Here is a 17,463-nt window from a genome sequence, read left to right as displayed (position 1 = left end):
GAGCGTGAGCGAAGTGAAGATTTTTAGTCCCCTATAGCCGTAGCGCCGGGCGGGTTTTCGCAGCGAAGCGGAGAAAACCTGCAAGGCATCGCGACACGGCGTTAAGTCATGCGAGAACCTAAGTTTCGACCCCTTGTTGGGTCGGAACGAGGTGACGCGGACGGATCGGGGCGCCGCAGGCATAAACGGTCGCGTAATTTTTGCCGATTTTTTCCAGCAGGATGCCCGAAAAAATCTTTCGGCAAAAATAGCGACTCGCCGGGTTGTGCCAATAACGGCCCGCATTGGGGGGGCGAAACCGGTAATGTTAACGAGCGGCCTCGAGCACTCAACGGGTAGGCTAATTCTTACTCAATGTTCCCTGCAGATATTGATTGATCTGTTCCAGATCCTGTTCATTCAGGCTGCCGGCCGCTTCCTTGAGTTTGATGCCGTTGATCAAATAGTCGTAGCGACTTCTGGCGTAATCGCTCTTGGCTTTGTATAAATTGCGTTGCTCGGTGAGTACGTCGACCATGGTGCGGGTGCCCACTTCAAAGCCGGCTTCGGCGGCTTCCACGGCCATTTCGGCGGATTTGCTGGTCGCATCGAGTGCTTTGACTCTGCTGATGCTGGACACCACGCCGCGAAATGCGTCTTTGACGCCGCGATTGATGCTGCGTTTTACTTTAGTCAAATCTTCCTTGGCGGCTTCGTACTCGTAGGCCGCTTGCCGGCTGCGGGAAGAGGTGCCGCCGCCTTCGTATAAAGGCAGGTTGAGTTGTAATCCGAAACTTTCATTGTCGCCGCGTAAACCGTAGCGGTTGCCGGTGTCCATTTCGCTGTATTGGGCGACGATGTCGAGGGTGGGCAGATGTTTGGATTGTTGTAATTCGATGTTTTTGCGGACGTATTCGGCTTGATTAATTTGGGCGACGATAGAGAAATTATTGTTCTCCGCCGTATTCGACCAGGACGCCAAGTCCTCGGGTGCGGGCGGGCTGAGCGGAATTTGCGCTTGCAAACTGTTCAGATCGGCGGCATTCTCGCCTATGATTTCCCGCAAGGCTTCCTTGCTGTTATCCAAAAGGTTTTGTGCTTCGATCTCGCTGGCCAGAGCCCTGTCATAACCGGCTTGGGCTTCGTAAACATCAGTGATGGCGATGATACCGACATCGAACCGCTGTTTGGCCTGTTCCAATTGTTTTTCAATGGCTTTCTTTTCCGAGTTGGCGAATTCCAGATTATCTTGCGCGGCCAATATATTGAAGTACGCTTCGGCGGTTCTGCGGATCAGGCTTTGTTGTTTGGCCTGGAATTGCGCTTCCGCCTGAGCAATTTTGTTATCGGCTTGATCGAGCTGCACCCAATGGTCCCAATGAAACACCGGTTGTTTCAAATTGATGCCCAATTTGCTGTCCCAGTAATGCTGCAATGTGGTTCCCAGAAAGCTGGTACTTTCCAGGCGATTGCGGCTGCTGTTGGCGCTGAAGGAAAGATTCGGCAACATCTGCGCGATGCTTTGCGATTTGATCTCGGCAGTAGCAAGCTTATTGATATCCGAGCTTTTAAACTCCGGGTCATTGGCTTTCGCTAGCTGATAGGTTTCCAGCAAATCCTGACTAAAAGCCAGTTTTGCCGGTATCAATGCTACCAAAAAGGTGCATAACAGTCTTATCATTGCTATATCTCGTGCTGAGAGTTGGGAATAAACTTACATTATCGCCTAAAATAAAGACCTTACAGTGCTTATTTAATTTTGCCATAAGGTTAGGCACACATCACCCGTTCGTCAAAGTAAAACCTTAAGGAACTGATCATCCTAACCTATACGGAGTAGAAAATAGCAACTGCAGGTTAAAGAAAGATCGCGCACATCACTTTTAAATTCGCCATGTTTCCAAAGAAACTGCATCGAGAAAATAAGTATGCAGATAACAAAGCTCATTACAAAAAATGTGATAAACCTTTTGAATAAATATGATTCAATAATTTTAATTTAAAACAAATTATCTTATTTTTGATGTTCAGGACGAAGCAAATCGTTCACTGTTTTTACCGGATTAAATGTTTCGATAGGAACTTCAACAAAAATTGTATTCCAATCGCTCATGGCTCCATTCCAAAGTCCGGGCAACTCTAAAGCTTTCAATTCTTTACCACCCTTCGATTTCGATGAAATAAATCCGGTTTGGTTATCAACGTATTGTAAAAGATTGAATTTTTCGCCTTTATAGTTTTTCACTCCACATACCAAATCAACAGGATTAAAATGTGTTGAATTCATCATTTTAGCTTTTTCAGCAGGATTTGATAAATCAATTTGCGAGCTTTCGAGAATTTGAGTAGATACGGTTCCATCTGCATTTACAGTAAGAAAAGGACCGCCACCAGGCTCTCCGGTATTTTTAACCATGCCACAAACCCTAATCGGACGATTTAGTTTTGACTTTAGATACTGTTTTAATTCACTTTCATTCAATTTGTTAATTTCAGGGTGAATATTATTAAGTTCCTTTTCGCAAAACAGAGAAATTTCATGTAAGCTTGAAATAGAAATATTCTCTTTATCCAATAATTGAAGATTTTCAAACGCTTTTTGTTGAAGTTTAATCAATAAACCTGCAATAGCTTTCTTATATTTAACTGTTTGGCTTTTGAGCGAATCAGGAACCACATTATCAATATTCTTAATAAAAATCACATCTGCATTCAAATCGTTCAGATTTTCAATAAGAGCGCCATGTCCTCCGGGACGAAAAACTAATTTTCCATTTTCGCGAAAGGGTTGATTTTGTTCGTTGACAGCTATAGTGTCAGTCGATGGCTTTTGTCCTGAGAAACTGATGTTGAATTTTTTACCCAGTACATTTTCGTATTCAGGAAGCGTATCATTTACATGTTTTTCAAACAGTTGCCGGTGTTCAGCTGAAACTGTGAAATGAATATTGACTTCATTCGATGCATTAGAAGCATACAATGCACCTTCCACCAAATGCTCCTGTAGCGAAGTACGTTTTTCGTTGTTATATGTGTGAAATAAAAGTAAGCCTTTAGGCAATGCACCATAATTCAAACCATTACTGGTTAATAAATTATATACAATAGCTTTCGTCTCTCCATTTTCAATCAAATCATCAATACTTTTATTATTATTTTTCAAACAACATTCGTTCAAAGCATTGTAAAACGCGAAGTTTTTAATTTCAGTAATAAATTTAATTTCAGCAGGTTTTGTTGGTTCGGCATAATCGGCATCCAAAAACTCATATAAATCTTTAAACATACGACTAGCCGCACCCGATGCCGGAACAAATTTGAGTATTGAAGCATCGGTTTTTAAATAAGCATCCCATATTTCCAACAACTCATTAATTTGTGCATCCGAAGCAATGGTAATACCCTGCTCTGGTGATGCAGCATTAATAATTTTCAAAAACGGGAAACCCGTTTCAAAACTTTTAAGCTGATAAACAATTTGTGATTCTGAAATACATTTTTCGCTAATTTGCTGTAAATCGTTATTTGATAGCATCATATTGTAATTTTGATGTTGAAAGTTTTGTAATATTTATCTGCGCAGTTAATTATAGGACAAAAGTACAGCTACATTTGGGTGCCTCGAACAAATCATCAGATGAGAAAATAGCGGCAAGCCAATGCTGCAGATAACCGCCATGATCAAAGAAATCCTCTTTTCCGCTGAAGCAGGGCATTGATCTGTCCATAGTGGGGATTGTGGTTGTGGTATCCGACTCCGTAGCCTTTACCAAAATCGTCCCCAGGTTAGAAAACACTGATACCCGATTGATTCCCGTATGAGTTACCGTTCGGCATAACTCTTTATTATAATCATATGGTAACAATGCATCAGCTTTGGAACTAAACAAAATGAAGTGGCGCCGTCTAACATCACTGTTGTTGGTCGTTATATTCTGACCCCGGCGATTTTTGAAAAAATCGAAAATACCGGCCGTTGCACAGGCGGCGAAATTCAATTGACCGATGCGATTGCCGAGTTGATGAAAGACGAGCGAGTGCTGTCTTACGAATTTGCAGGTAATCGCTACGATTGCGGATCAAAATTCGGTTTCTTGTTGGCTAATGTTGACTATGGTTTGCTGCACCTGGAAATTAAATCAGAATTTGCCGCGTACCTGCAGCAGCGCGTTAGCAAAATTTAGTTCGCAGACGGCGGAGTGGCGATTACCCTCCATTCCGTTGTTGCCGGCGATTGACGATTTCGTAAATCAATAGTGCGCACATGATCAGTGCGGTGCCGGCCATGGTTTTTACCGTTAACGGTTCCTGGTTGACGCTATAACCCAGCACCAGGGACATTATCGGTGTCATCAGATTCATCATCGCCACGTTGGTGGCTTGCATGTTGGCCAACACAAAATAATACAAAGCAAAACCCAGGGTGGTGGCAATCACGCCAAGATAAGCAATGGAATACAGGGTTTGCTGTGGAATATTTTCCGGCAATAAGCCGCCATCCAACCAATACCAGGTGCCGAAATACAAGGGCACCGCGATTAACAATCCGCCCGTAACCAATTGCAAAGCCGGTAGACGTGCGTCAATCTGTTTGACCCACACCGCGCTAGCCGCATGGATAAAGGTAGCCACCAGCACGCCGATCAGGCCTTGCAGAGCGAGTTCATCCAATTCCAGTGCCGAGCTGAACATGACCACCAGCCCACCCATACCCAAACTATAAGCGAATAACTTGCCCCAACCCAGGCTGCGTTCCTGCAAATATGCCGCCGCCATGAAAGCGGTCATGAACGGGCTTAATCCGAAAATCACCGAAATCCAGCCGGATGGTACGAATTGCGCGGACCAATAGGTGATCAACATGCTGCCGTAAAGCTGTATCGCCACTGCCAGATAAGTGATCAAAGCAGGGCGGTTGAGAGGCAAACGCCGGCGCAAAAGCAACAATAACAGCAGCAGGCAAGCCAGTCCGGTGCTCATTCTTGCCATCGCCCCGAAGACGAAGCTGACGCCGATGCTGCTCCATTTGATTGCCAGCGGTGTGGTAGTCCAGACCAGAATGACACCGAAATAGGCTAAAGCCAGCCGTGTTTTCACCTTAAGGCAATTTCAGACGGTTGGCGATCAATTGCTCAACGACCGAAGGATCGGCCAAGGTTGAGGTATCACCAAGATCGTGAAATTCATTGGCGGCGATTTTGCGCAAGATGCGGCGCATGATTTTGCCGGAACGGGTCTTGGGTAGGCCGGGTGCCCATTGAATCAGATCGGGTAGGGCGATAGCGCTGATTTCTTCGCGTACCAAGTCCTTCAATTCGCCTTTCAGGCTGCTGTTGCCTTCGATGCCGACGTTCAGTGTCACATACGCATAGATGCCTTGGCCTTTGATCGGATGCGGAAAACCCACCACGGCGGCTTCGGCTACTAAGTCATGCAGCACCAGCGCGCTTTCGATTTCGGCCGTACCCAAGCGGTGGCCGCAGACGTTCAACACGTCGTCGATGCGGCCGGTAATCCAGTAATAGCCGTCTTTGTCGCGGCGGGCACCGTCGCCGGCGAAATAGTAGCCGGGGAACTTGGCGAAATAAGTGTCGATGAAGCGCGCATGGTCGCCATAAACGGTGCGTGCTTGTCCTGGCCAGGGATAGGTCAACACCAACACGCCTTCCGCTTCACCTTCCAAAATATTGCCATCCGGGTCGAGTATCGCCGGCTTCACGCCGAAAAATGGTAGTGTGGCCGAGCCGGGTTTTAACGGCGTCGCGCCAGGTAAGGGGGTGATGAGAATGCCGCCGGTTTCGGTTTGCCACCAAGTGTCCACCAGCGGGCAGCGTTTGTTGCCGACCACTTGGTAATACCATTCCCAGGCTTCCGGATTGATCGGTTCGCCAACGCTGCCAAGGATGCGGAGCGAACTGCGGTTGGTGCGGGTGACAAAATCGTCGCCCTGGGCCATCAGTGCTCTAATGGCCGTTGGCGCAGTGTAAAAAATATTAACCTGATGTTTGTCGATGACTTGCCAGAAGCGGTCCGGGTGCGGATAAGTCGGCACCCCCTCAAACATCAAGCTGGTGGCGCCATTGCATAATGGCCCGTACAGCACGTAGGAATGGCCGGTAATCCAGCCGATGTCGGCCGTGCACCAGTAAACATCGCCTTCCTGGTAATCGAACACGTATTTATGGGTCATGGCCGCATACAGCAAATAACCGCCGGTGGTGTGCAGCACACCCTTCGGTTGGCCGGTGGAACCGGAGGTATACAGGATAAATAACGGATCTTCGGCGTCCATCATCACCGGTTCGCAATCGGTTGATGCGGATTGCATCGCTTCGCGATAATCAATATCGCGGCCTGCGGTCCAGGGGATGTCGTGGCCGGTATGCTTGATCACTATCACGGTATGCAAATTTGGGCATTGCTTGGCGGCTTTATCGACATTCAATTTAGAATGCACAATTTTGCCGCCGCGAAAGCTCTCGTCGGCGCAGATCAAGACCCGGCAATCGGCGTCGATGACGCGATCACGTAAGGCATCGGCGGAAAAGCCGCCGAAAACAATCGAATGCACCGCGCCGATGCGCGCGCAGGCTAAAATAACTACCGCCGCTTCCGCGATCATTGGCAGATAGATACAGACTCTGTCGCCCTTTTGTACGCCATGGGCTTTCAGGACGTTGGCGAATTGGCAAACTTGGGTGTGTAATTCGCGGTAGGTCAGTTGACGATCATGCGCCGGGTCGTCGCCTTCCCAAATGATCGCTACCTGGTCGCCGCGTTTTTCCAGGTGTCGGTCCAGGCAGTTGACGGTGACATTGAGTTTGCCGCCCAGAAACCACTGTATTTCGCCCTTGGGGTAGTCGTATTGCAGTACCTGCTGCCAAGACTGATGCCAGTCCAAAAATTCGGCGGCCTGTTCAGCCCAAAAAGTTTCCGGTTCGTTTATCGACTGCTGATATAGACGCTGGTACTCGGCACTGTCGATATGCGCGTTGGCGGCAATCTGCGGATTAACCGGATAAACTTTTTGGTCTGACATAACGTAACCTCCTTCTTTGAACGTTATTAACTGTGTTGTAAGGCAGAAACGGCTTGGGTGCTCGTCAAACGCTCGGCTTGCCAGTGTTCGATGGCCCATTCCAGGATACTGTCGATTGCGGCCAGCCGCAAATCGGGTGGTGGATTTTGCTTGAGTAAGGTTAGCAGCAGAAACAAGGTTGGTCCGGCTTGATTGGGATTGACGGCTTGCGCTCGGGTTTGCTTACTCAGCTTATTCCCTTCTCGGTCGACAATCAGCGGAATATGCATGTATTGCGGCACCGGGTAACCCAGCAAATGCTGTAAATACAGCTGTTTAGGGGTCGAATCCAATAAATCGTAACCTCTCACCACTCGATTGACCTTTTGCCGTTGGTCGTCAACAACACAAGCTAATTGGTAAGCAATGATGCCGTCCTTACGCTTGACGATAAAATCGCCGTGCTCGCCTGCCAGATTTTGGCTGATTTCCCCCTGTAAGTCATCAACAAAGCGCAGTGAAATATCGGCCGCTTTTACTCGTAGCGCATGGGGTGCATTAGTCGATTGCGGGTTTGTCCGGCAATAGCCCGGATAAATCAAAGGCGAATTCGCCAATAAGCTGCGGCTACAGGTGCAAGGGTAAAGTGCCTGCTGCTTTTGCAATTCGACAATGGCCTGCTCGTATTGCTCAAGATGATGGCTTTGATAATCCACCTCGCTGTCCCAATACAAGCCGAAGCTTTGCAGGCAATTCAGAATCTCGGCACTGGCTCCCGGCATATTGCGTGGCGTATCGAGATCATCGATGCGTAACAGCCATAGCCCTTTATGCTGACGGGCATCCAGATAGCTGGCAAGTGCGGTGTATAGAGAACCGAGGTGAAGTGGGCCGGTAGGCGAGGGCGCAAACCGGCCGATATAAGATGTTGCTGTGGGCAGAGTTAACCCAATTGTTTTTCCCTGATTTCATCGAGTGTCTTGCAATCGATGCACAGGGTAGCAGTTGGACGGGCTTCCAGACGGCGAATACCAATCTCGATACCGCACGTTTCGCAATAGCCGTAGTTTCCAGACTCAATTTCCTTCAATGATTCGTCGATCTTCTTGATCAGCTTACGTTCGCGGTCGCGGGTGCGCAGCTCCAGGCTGAATTCTGATTCCTGCGTGGCCCGGTCGTTGGGATCCGGGAAGTTGGCCGCTTCGTCCTGCATGTGGTGGACGGTGCGATCCACTTCCATCATTAACTCGGATTTCCATTTGTTTAAAATGGCGGAAAAATGGCTCAACTGCGCCTCGTTCATGTACTCTTCGCCTTCTTTTTCCTCATAAGGCTTAAAAGTAAATTCCGATGCGGCAGGGTTAGTATTGTTCATCCAATGACTCCTGGCGGTCTATAAAAAAATCGGGGCTTTTTAACAGAATAGCCGGGGCCAAGCAAGAAGTTTGTTATTATGAAGGTGCTTTCTACTAACGGAATTTGGACATGAAACACCACGTCGCCGAGCGAATGCGCGGCATCAGCTCATTTTATGTGATGGAATTATTACAGCGCGCCAAGCAACTGGAACAAGAAGGCCGGGATATTATTCACATGGAAATCGGCGAGCCGGATTTCGAAACACCACCGGCAATATTAGCGGCTGGAAATGCGTTTATGCAGGGTAGGGAAGTCAAGTACACCGCTGCAGCCGGATTGCCGGAATTGCGTCAAAGCATCGCCGATTATTACCAAGCGCAATATGGAGTAAATCTGGATCCGAAACGGGTTTTCATTACCCCCGGCGCGTCCGGCGCGTTTTTGCTGGCGTTTGGGATTAGTTTAAATCCGGGCGAACAAATCTTGATGGCCGATCCGTGTTATCCCTGTAACGATAATTTCGTGCAATTGTTCGACGGTAAGACTCAGTTCGTGAATGTTGGCGCCGAAACAGCTTATCAACTCAACGCCGAATTGATTCGACAGCACTGGCAGCCAGCCAGCAAAGGCGTATTAGTCGCTTCGCCTTCCAATCCTACCGGCACCGTCATCGGTAACGATGCGCTGCGAGCTGCTATTCAGCAGACGCATGCTTTAGGGGGCTGTTTTTACTCGGACGAGATTTACCACGGCTTGGTTTACGGCGAAACCGTCAGCAGCGCTTTGGCGTTCAGCGATGACGTATTTATCATCAACAGCTTTTCCAAGTTCTTTGGCATGACCGGCTGGCGTATCGGTTGGTTGATTGTGCCGGAAGATTTTATCGATGCGGTGGAAAAACTGGCGCAAAACATTTTTATCTCCACACCTACCCATTCACAATACGCGGCTTTGGCCTGTTTCAGCGCTGAAAATATGGCGGAATTGCATCGCCGTCGTGACGAGTTTGAGAAACGCCGGGATTTTCTTTACGAAAACCTGTTACGGCTGGGTTTTAAAATTGCCTGCAAACCACAAGGGGCCTTTTACATTTACGCGGATTGCAGTGCGTTTACCGACGATAGTTTTGAGTTTGCCAAGCAGCTGCTCGAACAGGAAGGGGTGGCGGTAACACCAGGCAAAGACTTTGGCCAGTATTTGGCCCACAAGCACATTCGATTTGCATATACCGCCTCAATCGATAGAATGGCCGCCGCGCTTCAAAGACTGGAAAGATTCATATGCCCATAAACCAATACACGCCAGAGCAGCTAAAACAACATTTGCAAGACGATCCGTCGGTATTTTTACTGGACGTCAGGGAGCCCCACGAATTTGCCTATGCCAAGATAGCCGGTAGCGTGTTAATACCTCTGCAACAAATACCCGCGCGCTTCGACGAAGTGCCGGCTGACCGAGACGTGGTGGTGATTTGTCATCACGGTATGCGCAGCCAGCAAGCCTGCCATTTTTTGCAGCATTCCGGGCTACAAAGGCTGTTCAATTTAAAGGGCGGCATCGACGCCTGGTCCGTGATTTGTGATCCGTCTGTTCCACGTTACTAAACAAAAAATAAAGCTATGTTCCTAAAAGAATACTATGCCATTCAGGATGGCAGTGTGGCTATTAGCGCCGCGCAGGCCAGCATGTTTGCCAAGGAAGTTGCCCACGACTTCAACCCCCTACACGACGAGGACGCAAAACGCTTTTGTGTACCGGGCGATTTATTATTCTCGCTGGTTTTGGACAAATATGGCCTTAGCCAGAACATGCACTTCATTTTTTCCGGGATGGTTGGGCACGGTGTGTTGTTGAACTTTCCTGATGGCGACGCCGAAAAAATCGATGTGACCGACAACCAAGGCAAGACTTATTTGCAGATCGAGCGCTCCGGCGATGTGATCCGCGATCCGGCTTTAATCGAAGCGTTAATTCGTGACTACGTGGCATTTTCCGGGCAGAACTTTCCTTATGTGCTGGTACCTTTATTGGCCAAAGAGCAAGTCATGTTCAATATAGACCGGCCTTTGGTGATCTATGAAAGCATGACCTTGAGCTTAAACCGGATGGACTTTCACGAACCGCGTCTGGAAATGCTGGAACCGAAAATGGAAGTCAACGGCAAGCGCGCCACTGCGTATCTTTATTTCCAAATTAAATGCGGTGACGAAGTGGTTGGTTCCGGATTCAAGAAGCTAGCGGTCAGCGGTTTACGCGAATATGAAGCCGAACCGATGCAAGCCTTTGTAGACGAGTATCTGGCTAGAAAACATGGCTATTTAGGTAATCTTGCGGAAGCCACCGCGTAATCAGATATTCTGCCGTTCGCATGCATGGGCTGGCAATTTGTTTGAGTTTCGAGTTTTCCAACCGGAGCGCACAGAGCACTCCGGCTGTTACCTGGGTGGGGGAATTCAGCTGTTTATAACTCCGCAGAAAATGGCTCTACTGTCACCATTTCTCCAGCATCTATACCCGTACTATCGGCATTCAGCACAATAAAACAGTTGGACTGACTGGCTACTTTTAGTTGATGAGAATCTTGTTGACCGGCAAGACGGACGGCTAATTCTCCTCCAGCCTGCTGGTACAGGATGCCGCGTTGATATTCCTGCCGCCCTGGCGATTTTTTTAACCGGCTGTCGCATCGGACTCGCAAGCGCAATGCTTGTCTGGCTGGTAAGCCGGCAAGCTGTTCCAAACCCGGCTTTACGAATTTCTCGTAAGTGACCAATACGGCAACTGGATTGCCGGGCAAGCCGAAAAACCAGCAGCGGCCGATTTTGCCAAAAGCCAGCGGTTTGCCGGGTTTGAGTGCCAGTTTCCAGAAGTTCACCTGCCCGCATTTTTCCAACGTTTGTTTAACAAAATCCGCATCGCCAACCGATGCTCCGCCGGTGGAAATGATGACGTCATAGTGATTGGCTGCGTCCTTGAAAGTTTGTTCGAGTTTCAAGGGATCGTCTGCGACGATGCCCAAGTCCGAGACTGTGTGGTTTGGGTCGGATAGCAGTCCGGCTAATAAATAGCGGTTGCTGTCATAGAACTGGCCAACAGCTAGCGGTCCTCCGAGTGCGACCAATTCATCACCAGTCGAAAAATAGCCAATGTTGAGTTTGCGTTTTACGCTGATTTTTTCGATGCCGGCGGCGGCCAATAGACTTAGATCGCGAGCTGTCAGCTTTTTCGGTGCGGCAATTAATTCCTCATGCTGTTTAACGTCGCTGCCGGCTGCACGAATATTTTTATACGGCTGCCAGTCGAGGGGAAGTGATACAGTGTCACCATCGATTTCAATTTGTTCTTGGGCAATAACGCTGTCCGCAAATTCCGGGACTACCGCTCCGGTGAATATTCTGACGCATTGGCCCGGCCTCTGCTGCGCCAAGAACGGCCGTCCGGCCCATGCGATGCCGATTACTTGCAATTTAGCCGCTTGCCCGGCAGCTACATCGCCAGCAGCAAATGCGTAACCGTCCATGGCCGCCGTGCGTTTAGGTGGAATGTCTATAGGAGACACCACGCTGTCGGAAAGTACCCGGCCCAGTGCCTGCAGCAAATCGATATGCTCGCGTTCGTTGACGGTCTCAATCGTTTTGCGGATTTCCAATAGCGCCTGTTCGACGCTCAATAACTCGTGTTTGTTGGGGTAGCAGATATTAGTCACGTGGGCGCTTCAAAAAGATTTCGATAATGAATTTGGCTACGGCCTCTGCATCGTTTAGATCAAGGCACGTTAAGCCGGGTGGTGTTAAGAGGGGTTGATCGCTTGCTATTGCGATAATCGACGGGTCTTCAGGGTAAAGCACCGGTTTGCCTAGGCTTGGTCTGCACAGCTCTATTTTGGGGTAGCTCTCGTGCCTGAATCCTTCCACTAAAATCAAATCCAGGCCTGCATTGGGAAACAAGGCAAGCTGTTCAGTCAGCGAAATATCGGCGTTTGCCGACAATTCGCTAATTACCGCACGCCGATGTCGGGAAACCAGCATAACCGGAGTGGCACCGGCTTCGCGTAGCCGAAAGCTATCTTTGCCGGGTTGATCAATCTCGAAGTCGTGATGACTGTGTTTGATTACACCGATTTGCAGATTATGTGCTTTCAGTATCGGGATAAGTTTTGTCAATAAACTGGTTTTGCCGGTGCCGCTGGCGGCCGCGAAGCCGAGGACTGAAGGGGTGGACATGGACTTCTCTACATTTGTCGAACTGGCCGTATTCTAAGTTATTATGGCGCTCGTCGGTTGAAGCGTTTGGAGTGCGGGTGATACGAATATTGATATTGTTGGCATTGGTATTGGCAGTTTTAATGCTGCCGGGATTTATGAAGCTACCAGCCGAATTGCGCAGCAAACGACTTAAACAACTGGCCTGGGTTGCGATTGCGCTGATTTTGCTTGTGCTGATGCTGAGTGGAAAACTTAGCGGTTTGCTGGCTATATTCGGCGTAATATTCGTGTTATTAGTGCGTTCGATGCCGCTAATATTAAGATACGCACCACAACTTCATCGCATTTGGTTGCGGTTCAAAGCCGGCAATCCGCAATATGGTAAGCCTGGTCCTGGGCCATCTCGACAAGCGGGTATGACAACAACGGAAGCTTTTGAGGTTTTGGGGCTTAATCCCGGCGCCACGGAAGAAGAAATTATTCAGGCCCACCGTAAACTCATTTCGCGCTTTCATCCTGATCGAGGCGGTTCAGATTATTTGGCGGCCCAAATTAATCAAGCCAAAAAAACATTGTTAGGTCGTTGAGAAGCACGATCAGAAAAAGCTCCTTTCAGAATTGTATGTTCTTGCAGTTCTTTTAAATATATGTGATGCGCATCACTTTCTTATTTTCATAATTTAGAAGTGGTTCGGATTTTAGTTTGATCTTGCTGATTTTAGTCGCAAAAATGACCTGAGAGGTCGTTGTGAATAAAAATCAAAAAAGAGATGTGGACCACAAAAATATCAGTAAATTCAATTTATAAGATAAATCTTTTAAAGTTATACTGGCACTCGCCGTTAAGGTTAGTGCCCTCGATTAGATCGGATCGGAAATACACGAAGAGGCATGATGTTGTTAAGAATGAACTATTGACTTAATTGGTTTTGGCAGTGAGCAATATCGGTTCCGTTGTTGGGTTTCAATCTTATCTGCATTTAAATAGTTTTAAGGGATTAATAGTTATCTGGCGAGACACGTACCAATAAAAATAAACGATTCAGCAAGCCAAAATACCTGGGAGATTAATCATGATGGAAGAAACGATAGATGTAATTAAAGATATGGATATTCCAGATTTCATTTCTTTTGATGATGTCGATGAAGAAGTTGTCGAAATCGATCCGAACGAAACCTTTAAGCTGGCCGAAATAGAAAGTAACGAATCGCAAAATGAGAGTACTTTCGATGCTACCCGAGCGTATCTGAATGAACTCAGTAAATCCCAACTGTTAACTGCGGATGAAGAAAAAATCTACGGCAGACGAACTCAACAGGGCGATCCACAAGCCCGAAAAATTATGATCGAAAGCAATTTACGTCTGGTTGTGAAAATTTCCAGGCGTTATTTAAATCGCGGGCTCCCTTTACTCGATTTAATCGAAGAAGGCAATTTGGGGTTGATCCGCGCAGTGGAAAAGTTTGATCCTGATCGTGGCTTCAGATTTTCAACCTACGCAACCTGGTGGATCAGGCAGACCATAGAGCGTGCAATCATGAATCAGACTAGAACTATTCGCCTGCCGATTCATATTGTTAAAGAAATGAACATTTATTTGAAAGCGCAGCGGAATTTAGCGCAACAGCTTGATCACGAGCCGACTGTCGACGAGATTGCGCGGCATCTTGATAAACCGGCTAAAACCGTCAGTAAAATGCTGAAACTCAACGAGCGCGTCACATCTGTTGATGTGTCATTCGGTAAGGATTTTGACAAACCCCTACTTGAGACAATTTCCGAAGAAGAAAGCCGTAATCCTGCTGAAATCTTGCAAGACGACTTTATCCAAAATAACGTCACCTACTGGGTCTATCAGCTTGCCGAAAAACAGCGCGAAGTCATATGCCGCAGATATGGTCTTTGCGGCTTCGAAAACGCCACTTTGGAACAGGTGGCGCTAGAATTGGGTGTCACTCGGGAAAGAGTTAGGCAGATACAAATGGACGGTTTGAAGCGTCTCAAAGAAATTCTTGAAAGTAGTGGCTATTCGTTCGAATCGATTTTTAGCTAATACTAAAATTTAACAGGCGGCAAACCAGAGTAGTGCGACTTTGTCAGATCTGGTTTGGGTGCCTTCTGTAGGTACTTATAATCGATACACCGGCAAGCCGTTAATCCTGTCGTCGATTAGTTGGATCAGTTCGTTGTATGCAGAACTTCCTACCGAATGAAACTTGCCAACAAATGTCGCTTCGTCCATATGTTCCGGTAAGTCCTGTAATTCCGGGATAATAGACGAATAATCTTTAGTGCTAGACATTGTTCTTTGTAATGCCCTCGCTTTTTCGGTTGATGCCACGGCTATTTGACCGAATCTAGTCCCGGCTCGATCCGCGGTCAGATCAATGAAGCTGAAGCCGCTACCTTTTTGCGCATCTCCCAGTTCTTTATCTATGCCTATTTGCTCGCCGAGTAATGAGGAATCAAGAATTGCCAATAATGCCGAAGCAATAAAATGCTGAGGTATATCCACTCGCTTATAAGCAAATACAGGATATTCCTTGCTGTAAACCAAGCCAAGCGGCAGATAGCGGCGTAAGTCCTGTTTATAGATATAGCTGCCGACAGCAATGATGATCGCGCGATTTTCCTGAACGGCGTCCTCCGTCGGTGTTTGTTGATACGCCGTCAAAAATAAAGGTTGCAACAAATCAGTAATAGATAAGCGCCAGCTAGGATCATGTTGGCTGACGATTTCGTTGATTTGCTGTTGATAACGATGCAGGTTTGGGTAATCCCGATGCTTTTGGATAGCCAATTGCTTTGCCGCGTCGACGATGGATCCTAGATAACTGATTTCCAAAGCTTGCGGGCTAATGCGGACTTTCTTGACGTATAGGCTCAACAATTGCCAATGCTGCTCTAGCGGCGTGTTATGCACGATAGCGGGAATCAGGAGATTTGCAGCGGGATCGGGAATGGAAATTTCACCAATTTTCAAAGACTTGATAAAAATGGCGTCATCTACCTGTCGTAGATTAAAACTAAAGTCCAAATATCTGCCCCAGGGGCTTTTAGGGACAAATATCGCTATCTGAATTATCAATCTGTCATCTACAATCTGAATTTGCGTCGTATTTTCCGCAAAATGGTTTAATAGATAACTCACCGCGATATTCAAGTCCTTCTGGTCCAAACTAACGGTTTTAATTTGGCCTCTTTCCTCTGGTGCCACATGCAATAACTGCTTCGCGCGCTGTATGTCTTCGCGGTTCAAACCCTGATGGATTTTTATCAACGGCGTATCGTCGATTGCGAAAAACAGTAAGCCTACGAACAATATTCCCAGTGAAAGTAGGATATACAGCAGGAATTTCAGCATTGATCGAAGATCAGATTAAAACGCGCCTCCTTGAGGTAGTACATTTCTTGTTTGAGATCGGCATGTGTCAGAGGCGCTTGTTCCAGCCAATTTTCCGGAAAATCAATTTTTATATCGTGGCGATTAATGGTGATGCTAAAGTCCGGACGTTTGCTATTACGGTTGCGGTGCAGCAAAGCAGCCAGCCGAAATACGACTGCCATGATCGGCGCATGTTGCCGCCAAGGAAATGGCAAATCCTCAAAACGGCTTAAATTAAGCTTTTTGCGGTGACTGCGCACCAGCTTGGACAGCAACAGCTGATCTTGTTTGGAAAAACCCGCCAAATCGCCATTTTCGATAATATAGGCGCTGTGCTTGTGATACTGACTGTGGGCGATCTCAAAGCCGATTTCATGGAGTTCCGCAGCCCATTCTAAAAACTGTAAACTGGCGGGATTGTCGTTAAAGCAAGGGTGATTGTCTAATTGCTGAACGATGTAACGTAGGGTTTCTTTGAGCTGTTGACTGTGTGAAGTGTCGGTGTGGTAACGCGCGGCAATGGTTTGACTGGTCTGTGAACGAACGTCATCGTTGTAAATTCTGCCCAGTAGATCCTGTACCAGACCTTCGCGCAATGCGCCATCCGAAACCGTCATTTGCTGAATATTCAAGGTCTTGAACGTCGCATACACAATAGCGACTGCGCCGATAAATACTGGCCGCCGCTCGATACTCAAGGCCGGAAAGCTGATCTCGTCGATCCGATTAAGTTTCAATAGGTGAGCGACCAACTGTTCCAACCCTTCATTGGTAATACCGTTATTACTCCAGCCCATGGTTTGCAGCACATTGCTGATGGCTTTCAGGCTGCCGGAGGCGCCGATGGCTTCCTCCCAGTTTTGGGAATTGAACGTGTTTTGAAAGGGTTCGAGATGTTGCTCGGCAAACAGCATCGCCTTGCGAAAGGCCTTTTTGGTCAGTTCGCCGTTTTTGAAAAAATTCTGGCTGACGGTGACGCAGCCCATGTTCAGGCTTTCTTTGGTGTGGGCAATATCATCACGGCCAATAATATACTCTGTGCTACTGCCGCCGATGTCCATCACAAAACGGTTGTTGGCATTGCTGCCCAGACTGTGGGCTACGCCTTGGTAGATTAACCGCGCTTCTTCGATACCCGAAATGATATGAATCGGATGCCCCAGGGCTTTTTCGGCCTTGTTGATGAATTGTTGCGAGTTTCTGGCGATGCGTAGCGTGTTGGTGCCAACTATTGCGACGCTGTTGGGTGCGAAATCCCGGATGCGCTGACCGAAGCGTTCCAGGCAGGCTAGGGCACGCTCTTGCGTGATCTGGTCGAGATTTTTATGTTGATCCAGTCCCGCAGCCAGACGCACCATTTCTTTCAAGCGGTCGATGGTTTGCAATTTGCCGTTATGCAAGCTGCATATGATCATGTGAAAACTGTTGGAACCCAGATCGACGGCAGCAACACTGGTCGGTATTTGATGTGGCAAGAGTCTATTCCTGTTCAGGCTGCTGAGGGTTGGCGAATTCT

The 17,463-nt window shown here is 47.7% G+C and carries 16 protein-coding genes; 6 read left to right on the top strand and 10 right to left on the bottom strand.

Features of this window, described 5'->3' with window-relative positions:
- Positions 1–340: 340 nt before the first annotated feature.
- Both ACH5Y9_RS09015 and ACH5Y9_RS09010 read right to left on the bottom strand, forming a co-directional pair.
- A complete protein-coding gene (locus ACH5Y9_RS09015; RefSeq protein WP_445369352.1) occupies positions 341–1,660 on the bottom strand; it encodes a TolC family outer membrane protein in 1,320 nt (439 codons plus the stop codon).
- Positions 1,661–1,993: 333 nt separating this feature from the next.
- Complete coding sequence (locus ACH5Y9_RS09010; RefSeq protein ID WP_445369351.1) at positions 1,994–3,517, bottom strand: DUF4301 family protein; 1,524 nt, start codon at positions 3,515–3,517, stop codon at positions 1,994–1,996.
- Positions 3,518–3,875: 358 nt separating this feature from the next.
- Between ACH5Y9_RS09010 and ACH5Y9_RS09005 the strand changes: the two genes are divergently transcribed.
- Entirely contained in the window at positions 3,876–4,163 is a 288-nt protein-coding gene (locus ACH5Y9_RS09005; protein ID WP_445369350.1) for a hypothetical protein, read from the top strand.
- Positions 4,164–4,185: 22 nt separating this feature from the next.
- Here the strand turns inward: ACH5Y9_RS09005 and ACH5Y9_RS09000 are convergent, their stop codons facing one another.
- From ACH5Y9_RS09000 to dksA, 4 genes are read right to left on the bottom strand one after another with little or no spacing between them, the layout of a single operon-like run.
- The gene (locus ACH5Y9_RS09000; RefSeq protein ID WP_445369349.1) at positions 4,186–5,076 is read right to left on the bottom strand and encodes a DMT family transporter; all 891 of its coding nucleotides are present in this window, start codon (positions 5,074–5,076) and stop codon (positions 4,186–4,188) included.
- A gap of 1 nt (position 5,077) precedes the next feature.
- The gene (gene acs / locus ACH5Y9_RS08995) at positions 5,078–7,018 is read right to left on the bottom strand and encodes an acetate--CoA ligase (RefSeq protein WP_445369348.1); all 1,941 of its coding nucleotides are present in this window, start codon (positions 7,016–7,018) and stop codon (positions 5,078–5,080) included.
- A gap of 26 nt (positions 7,019–7,044) precedes the next feature.
- A complete protein-coding gene (gluQRS, locus tag ACH5Y9_RS08990; protein ID WP_445369879.1) occupies positions 7,045–7,917 on the bottom strand; it encodes a tRNA glutamyl-Q(34) synthetase GluQRS in 873 nt (290 codons plus the stop codon).
- A 23-nt stretch (positions 7,918–7,940) separates the two neighbouring features.
- A complete protein-coding gene (gene dksA / locus ACH5Y9_RS08985; protein WP_033156319.1) occupies positions 7,941–8,372 on the bottom strand; it encodes an RNA polymerase-binding protein DksA in 432 nt (143 codons plus the stop codon).
- Between the two features lie 110 nt (positions 8,373–8,482).
- Between dksA and ACH5Y9_RS08980 the strand changes: the two genes are divergently transcribed.
- The 3 genes from ACH5Y9_RS08980 to ACH5Y9_RS08970 are packed head-to-tail and all read left to right on the top strand — an operon-like array spanning position 8,483 to position 10,704.
- Positions 8,483–9,646: a pyridoxal phosphate-dependent aminotransferase gene (locus ACH5Y9_RS08980; RefSeq protein ID WP_445369347.1), complete on the top strand. Its 1,164-nt coding sequence runs from the start codon at positions 8,483–8,485 to the stop codon at positions 9,644–9,646.
- Positions 9,637–9,960: a rhodanese-like domain-containing protein gene (locus ACH5Y9_RS08975; RefSeq protein WP_033156317.1), complete on the top strand. Its 324-nt coding sequence runs from the start codon at positions 9,637–9,639 to the stop codon at positions 9,958–9,960. Before ACH5Y9_RS08980 ends, ACH5Y9_RS08975 begins: the two co-directional genes overlap by 10 nt.
- A 15-nt stretch (positions 9,961–9,975) precedes the next feature.
- Positions 9,976–10,704: a DUF3581 domain-containing protein gene (locus ACH5Y9_RS08970; protein WP_445369346.1), complete on the top strand. Its 729-nt coding sequence runs from the start codon at positions 9,976–9,978 to the stop codon at positions 10,702–10,704.
- Between the two features lie 113 nt (positions 10,705–10,817).
- On the opposite strand, the gene moeA is transcribed toward ACH5Y9_RS08970, so the two are convergent.
- Both moeA and mobB read right to left on the bottom strand, forming a co-directional pair.
- Positions 10,818–12,062, bottom strand: a complete 1,245-nt coding sequence (gene moeA, locus ACH5Y9_RS08965; protein WP_445369345.1) for a molybdopterin molybdotransferase MoeA — start codon at positions 12,060–12,062, stop codon at positions 10,818–10,820.
- Positions 12,055–12,579: a molybdopterin-guanine dinucleotide biosynthesis protein B gene (gene mobB, locus ACH5Y9_RS08960; protein WP_445369344.1), complete on the bottom strand. Its 525-nt coding sequence runs from the start codon at positions 12,577–12,579 to the stop codon at positions 12,055–12,057. The genes moeA and mobB overlap by 8 nt, the downstream gene beginning before the upstream one ends.
- A 95-nt stretch (positions 12,580–12,674) precedes the next feature.
- Between mobB and ACH5Y9_RS08955 the strand changes: the two genes are divergently transcribed.
- Complete coding sequence (locus ACH5Y9_RS08955; RefSeq protein WP_445369343.1) at positions 12,675–13,148, top strand: DnaJ domain-containing protein; 474 nt, start codon at positions 12,675–12,677, stop codon at positions 13,146–13,148.
- A gap of 486 nt (positions 13,149–13,634) precedes the next feature.
- On the top strand, positions 13,635–14,615 hold the full coding sequence (gene rpoS / locus ACH5Y9_RS08950) for an RNA polymerase sigma factor RpoS (RefSeq protein ID WP_033156312.1): 981 nt from the start codon (positions 13,635–13,637) through the stop codon (positions 14,613–14,615).
- Positions 14,616–14,690: 75 nt separating this feature from the next.
- Here rpoS and ACH5Y9_RS08945 read toward each other — a convergent pair whose 3' ends face one another.
- Positions 14,691–15,926 (bottom strand): hypothetical protein, encoded by a 1,236-nt coding sequence (locus ACH5Y9_RS08945; RefSeq protein ID WP_445369342.1) that lies wholly within the window; start codon positions 15,924–15,926, stop codon positions 14,691–14,693.
- The gene (ppx, locus tag ACH5Y9_RS08940) at positions 15,920–17,422 is read right to left on the bottom strand and encodes an exopolyphosphatase (RefSeq protein ID WP_445369341.1); all 1,503 of its coding nucleotides are present in this window, start codon (positions 17,420–17,422) and stop codon (positions 15,920–15,922) included. The genes ACH5Y9_RS08945 and ppx overlap by 7 nt, the downstream gene beginning before the upstream one ends.
- Positions 17,423–17,463: the final 41 nt, after the last annotated feature.

This window comes from Methylomonas sp. BW4-1, from assembly GCF_052474385.1.
This window is presented reverse-complemented; position numbering and strand designations above follow the sequence as displayed.

Bases quoted from the DNA above. Each gene is read 5' to 3' on its own strand.
- ACH5Y9_RS09015 (WP_445369352.1), bottom strand. From the start codon at position 1,660: ATGATAAGACTGTTATGCACCTTTTTGGTAGCATTGATACCGGCAAAA.
- ACH5Y9_RS09010 (WP_445369351.1), bottom strand. From the start codon at position 3,517: ATGATGCTATCAAATAACGATTTACAGCAAATTAGCGAAAAATGTATT.
- acs (WP_445369348.1), bottom strand. From the start codon at position 7,018: ATGTCAGACCAAAAAGTTTATCCGGTTAATCCGCAGATTGCCGCCAAC.
- dksA (WP_033156319.1), bottom strand. From the start codon at position 8,372: ATGAACAATACTAACCCTGCCGCATCGGAATTTACTTTTAAGCCTTAT.
- ACH5Y9_RS08980 (WP_445369347.1), top strand. From the start codon at position 8,483: ATGAAACACCACGTCGCCGAGCGAATGCGCGGCATCAGCTCATTTTAT.
- ACH5Y9_RS08975 (WP_033156317.1), top strand. From the start codon at position 9,637: ATGCCCATAAACCAATACACGCCAGAGCAGCTAAAACAACATTTGCAA.
- ACH5Y9_RS08970 (WP_445369346.1), top strand. From the start codon at position 9,976: ATGTTCCTAAAAGAATACTATGCCATTCAGGATGGCAGTGTGGCTATT.
- mobB (WP_445369344.1), bottom strand. From the start codon at position 12,579: ATGTCCACCCCTTCAGTCCTCGGCTTCGCGGCCGCCAGCGGCACCGGC.
- rpoS (WP_033156312.1), top strand. From the start codon at position 13,635: ATGATGGAAGAAACGATAGATGTAATTAAAGATATGGATATTCCAGAT.
- ACH5Y9_RS08945 (WP_445369342.1), bottom strand. From the start codon at position 15,926: ATGCTGAAATTCCTGCTGTATATCCTACTTTCACTGGGAATATTGTTC.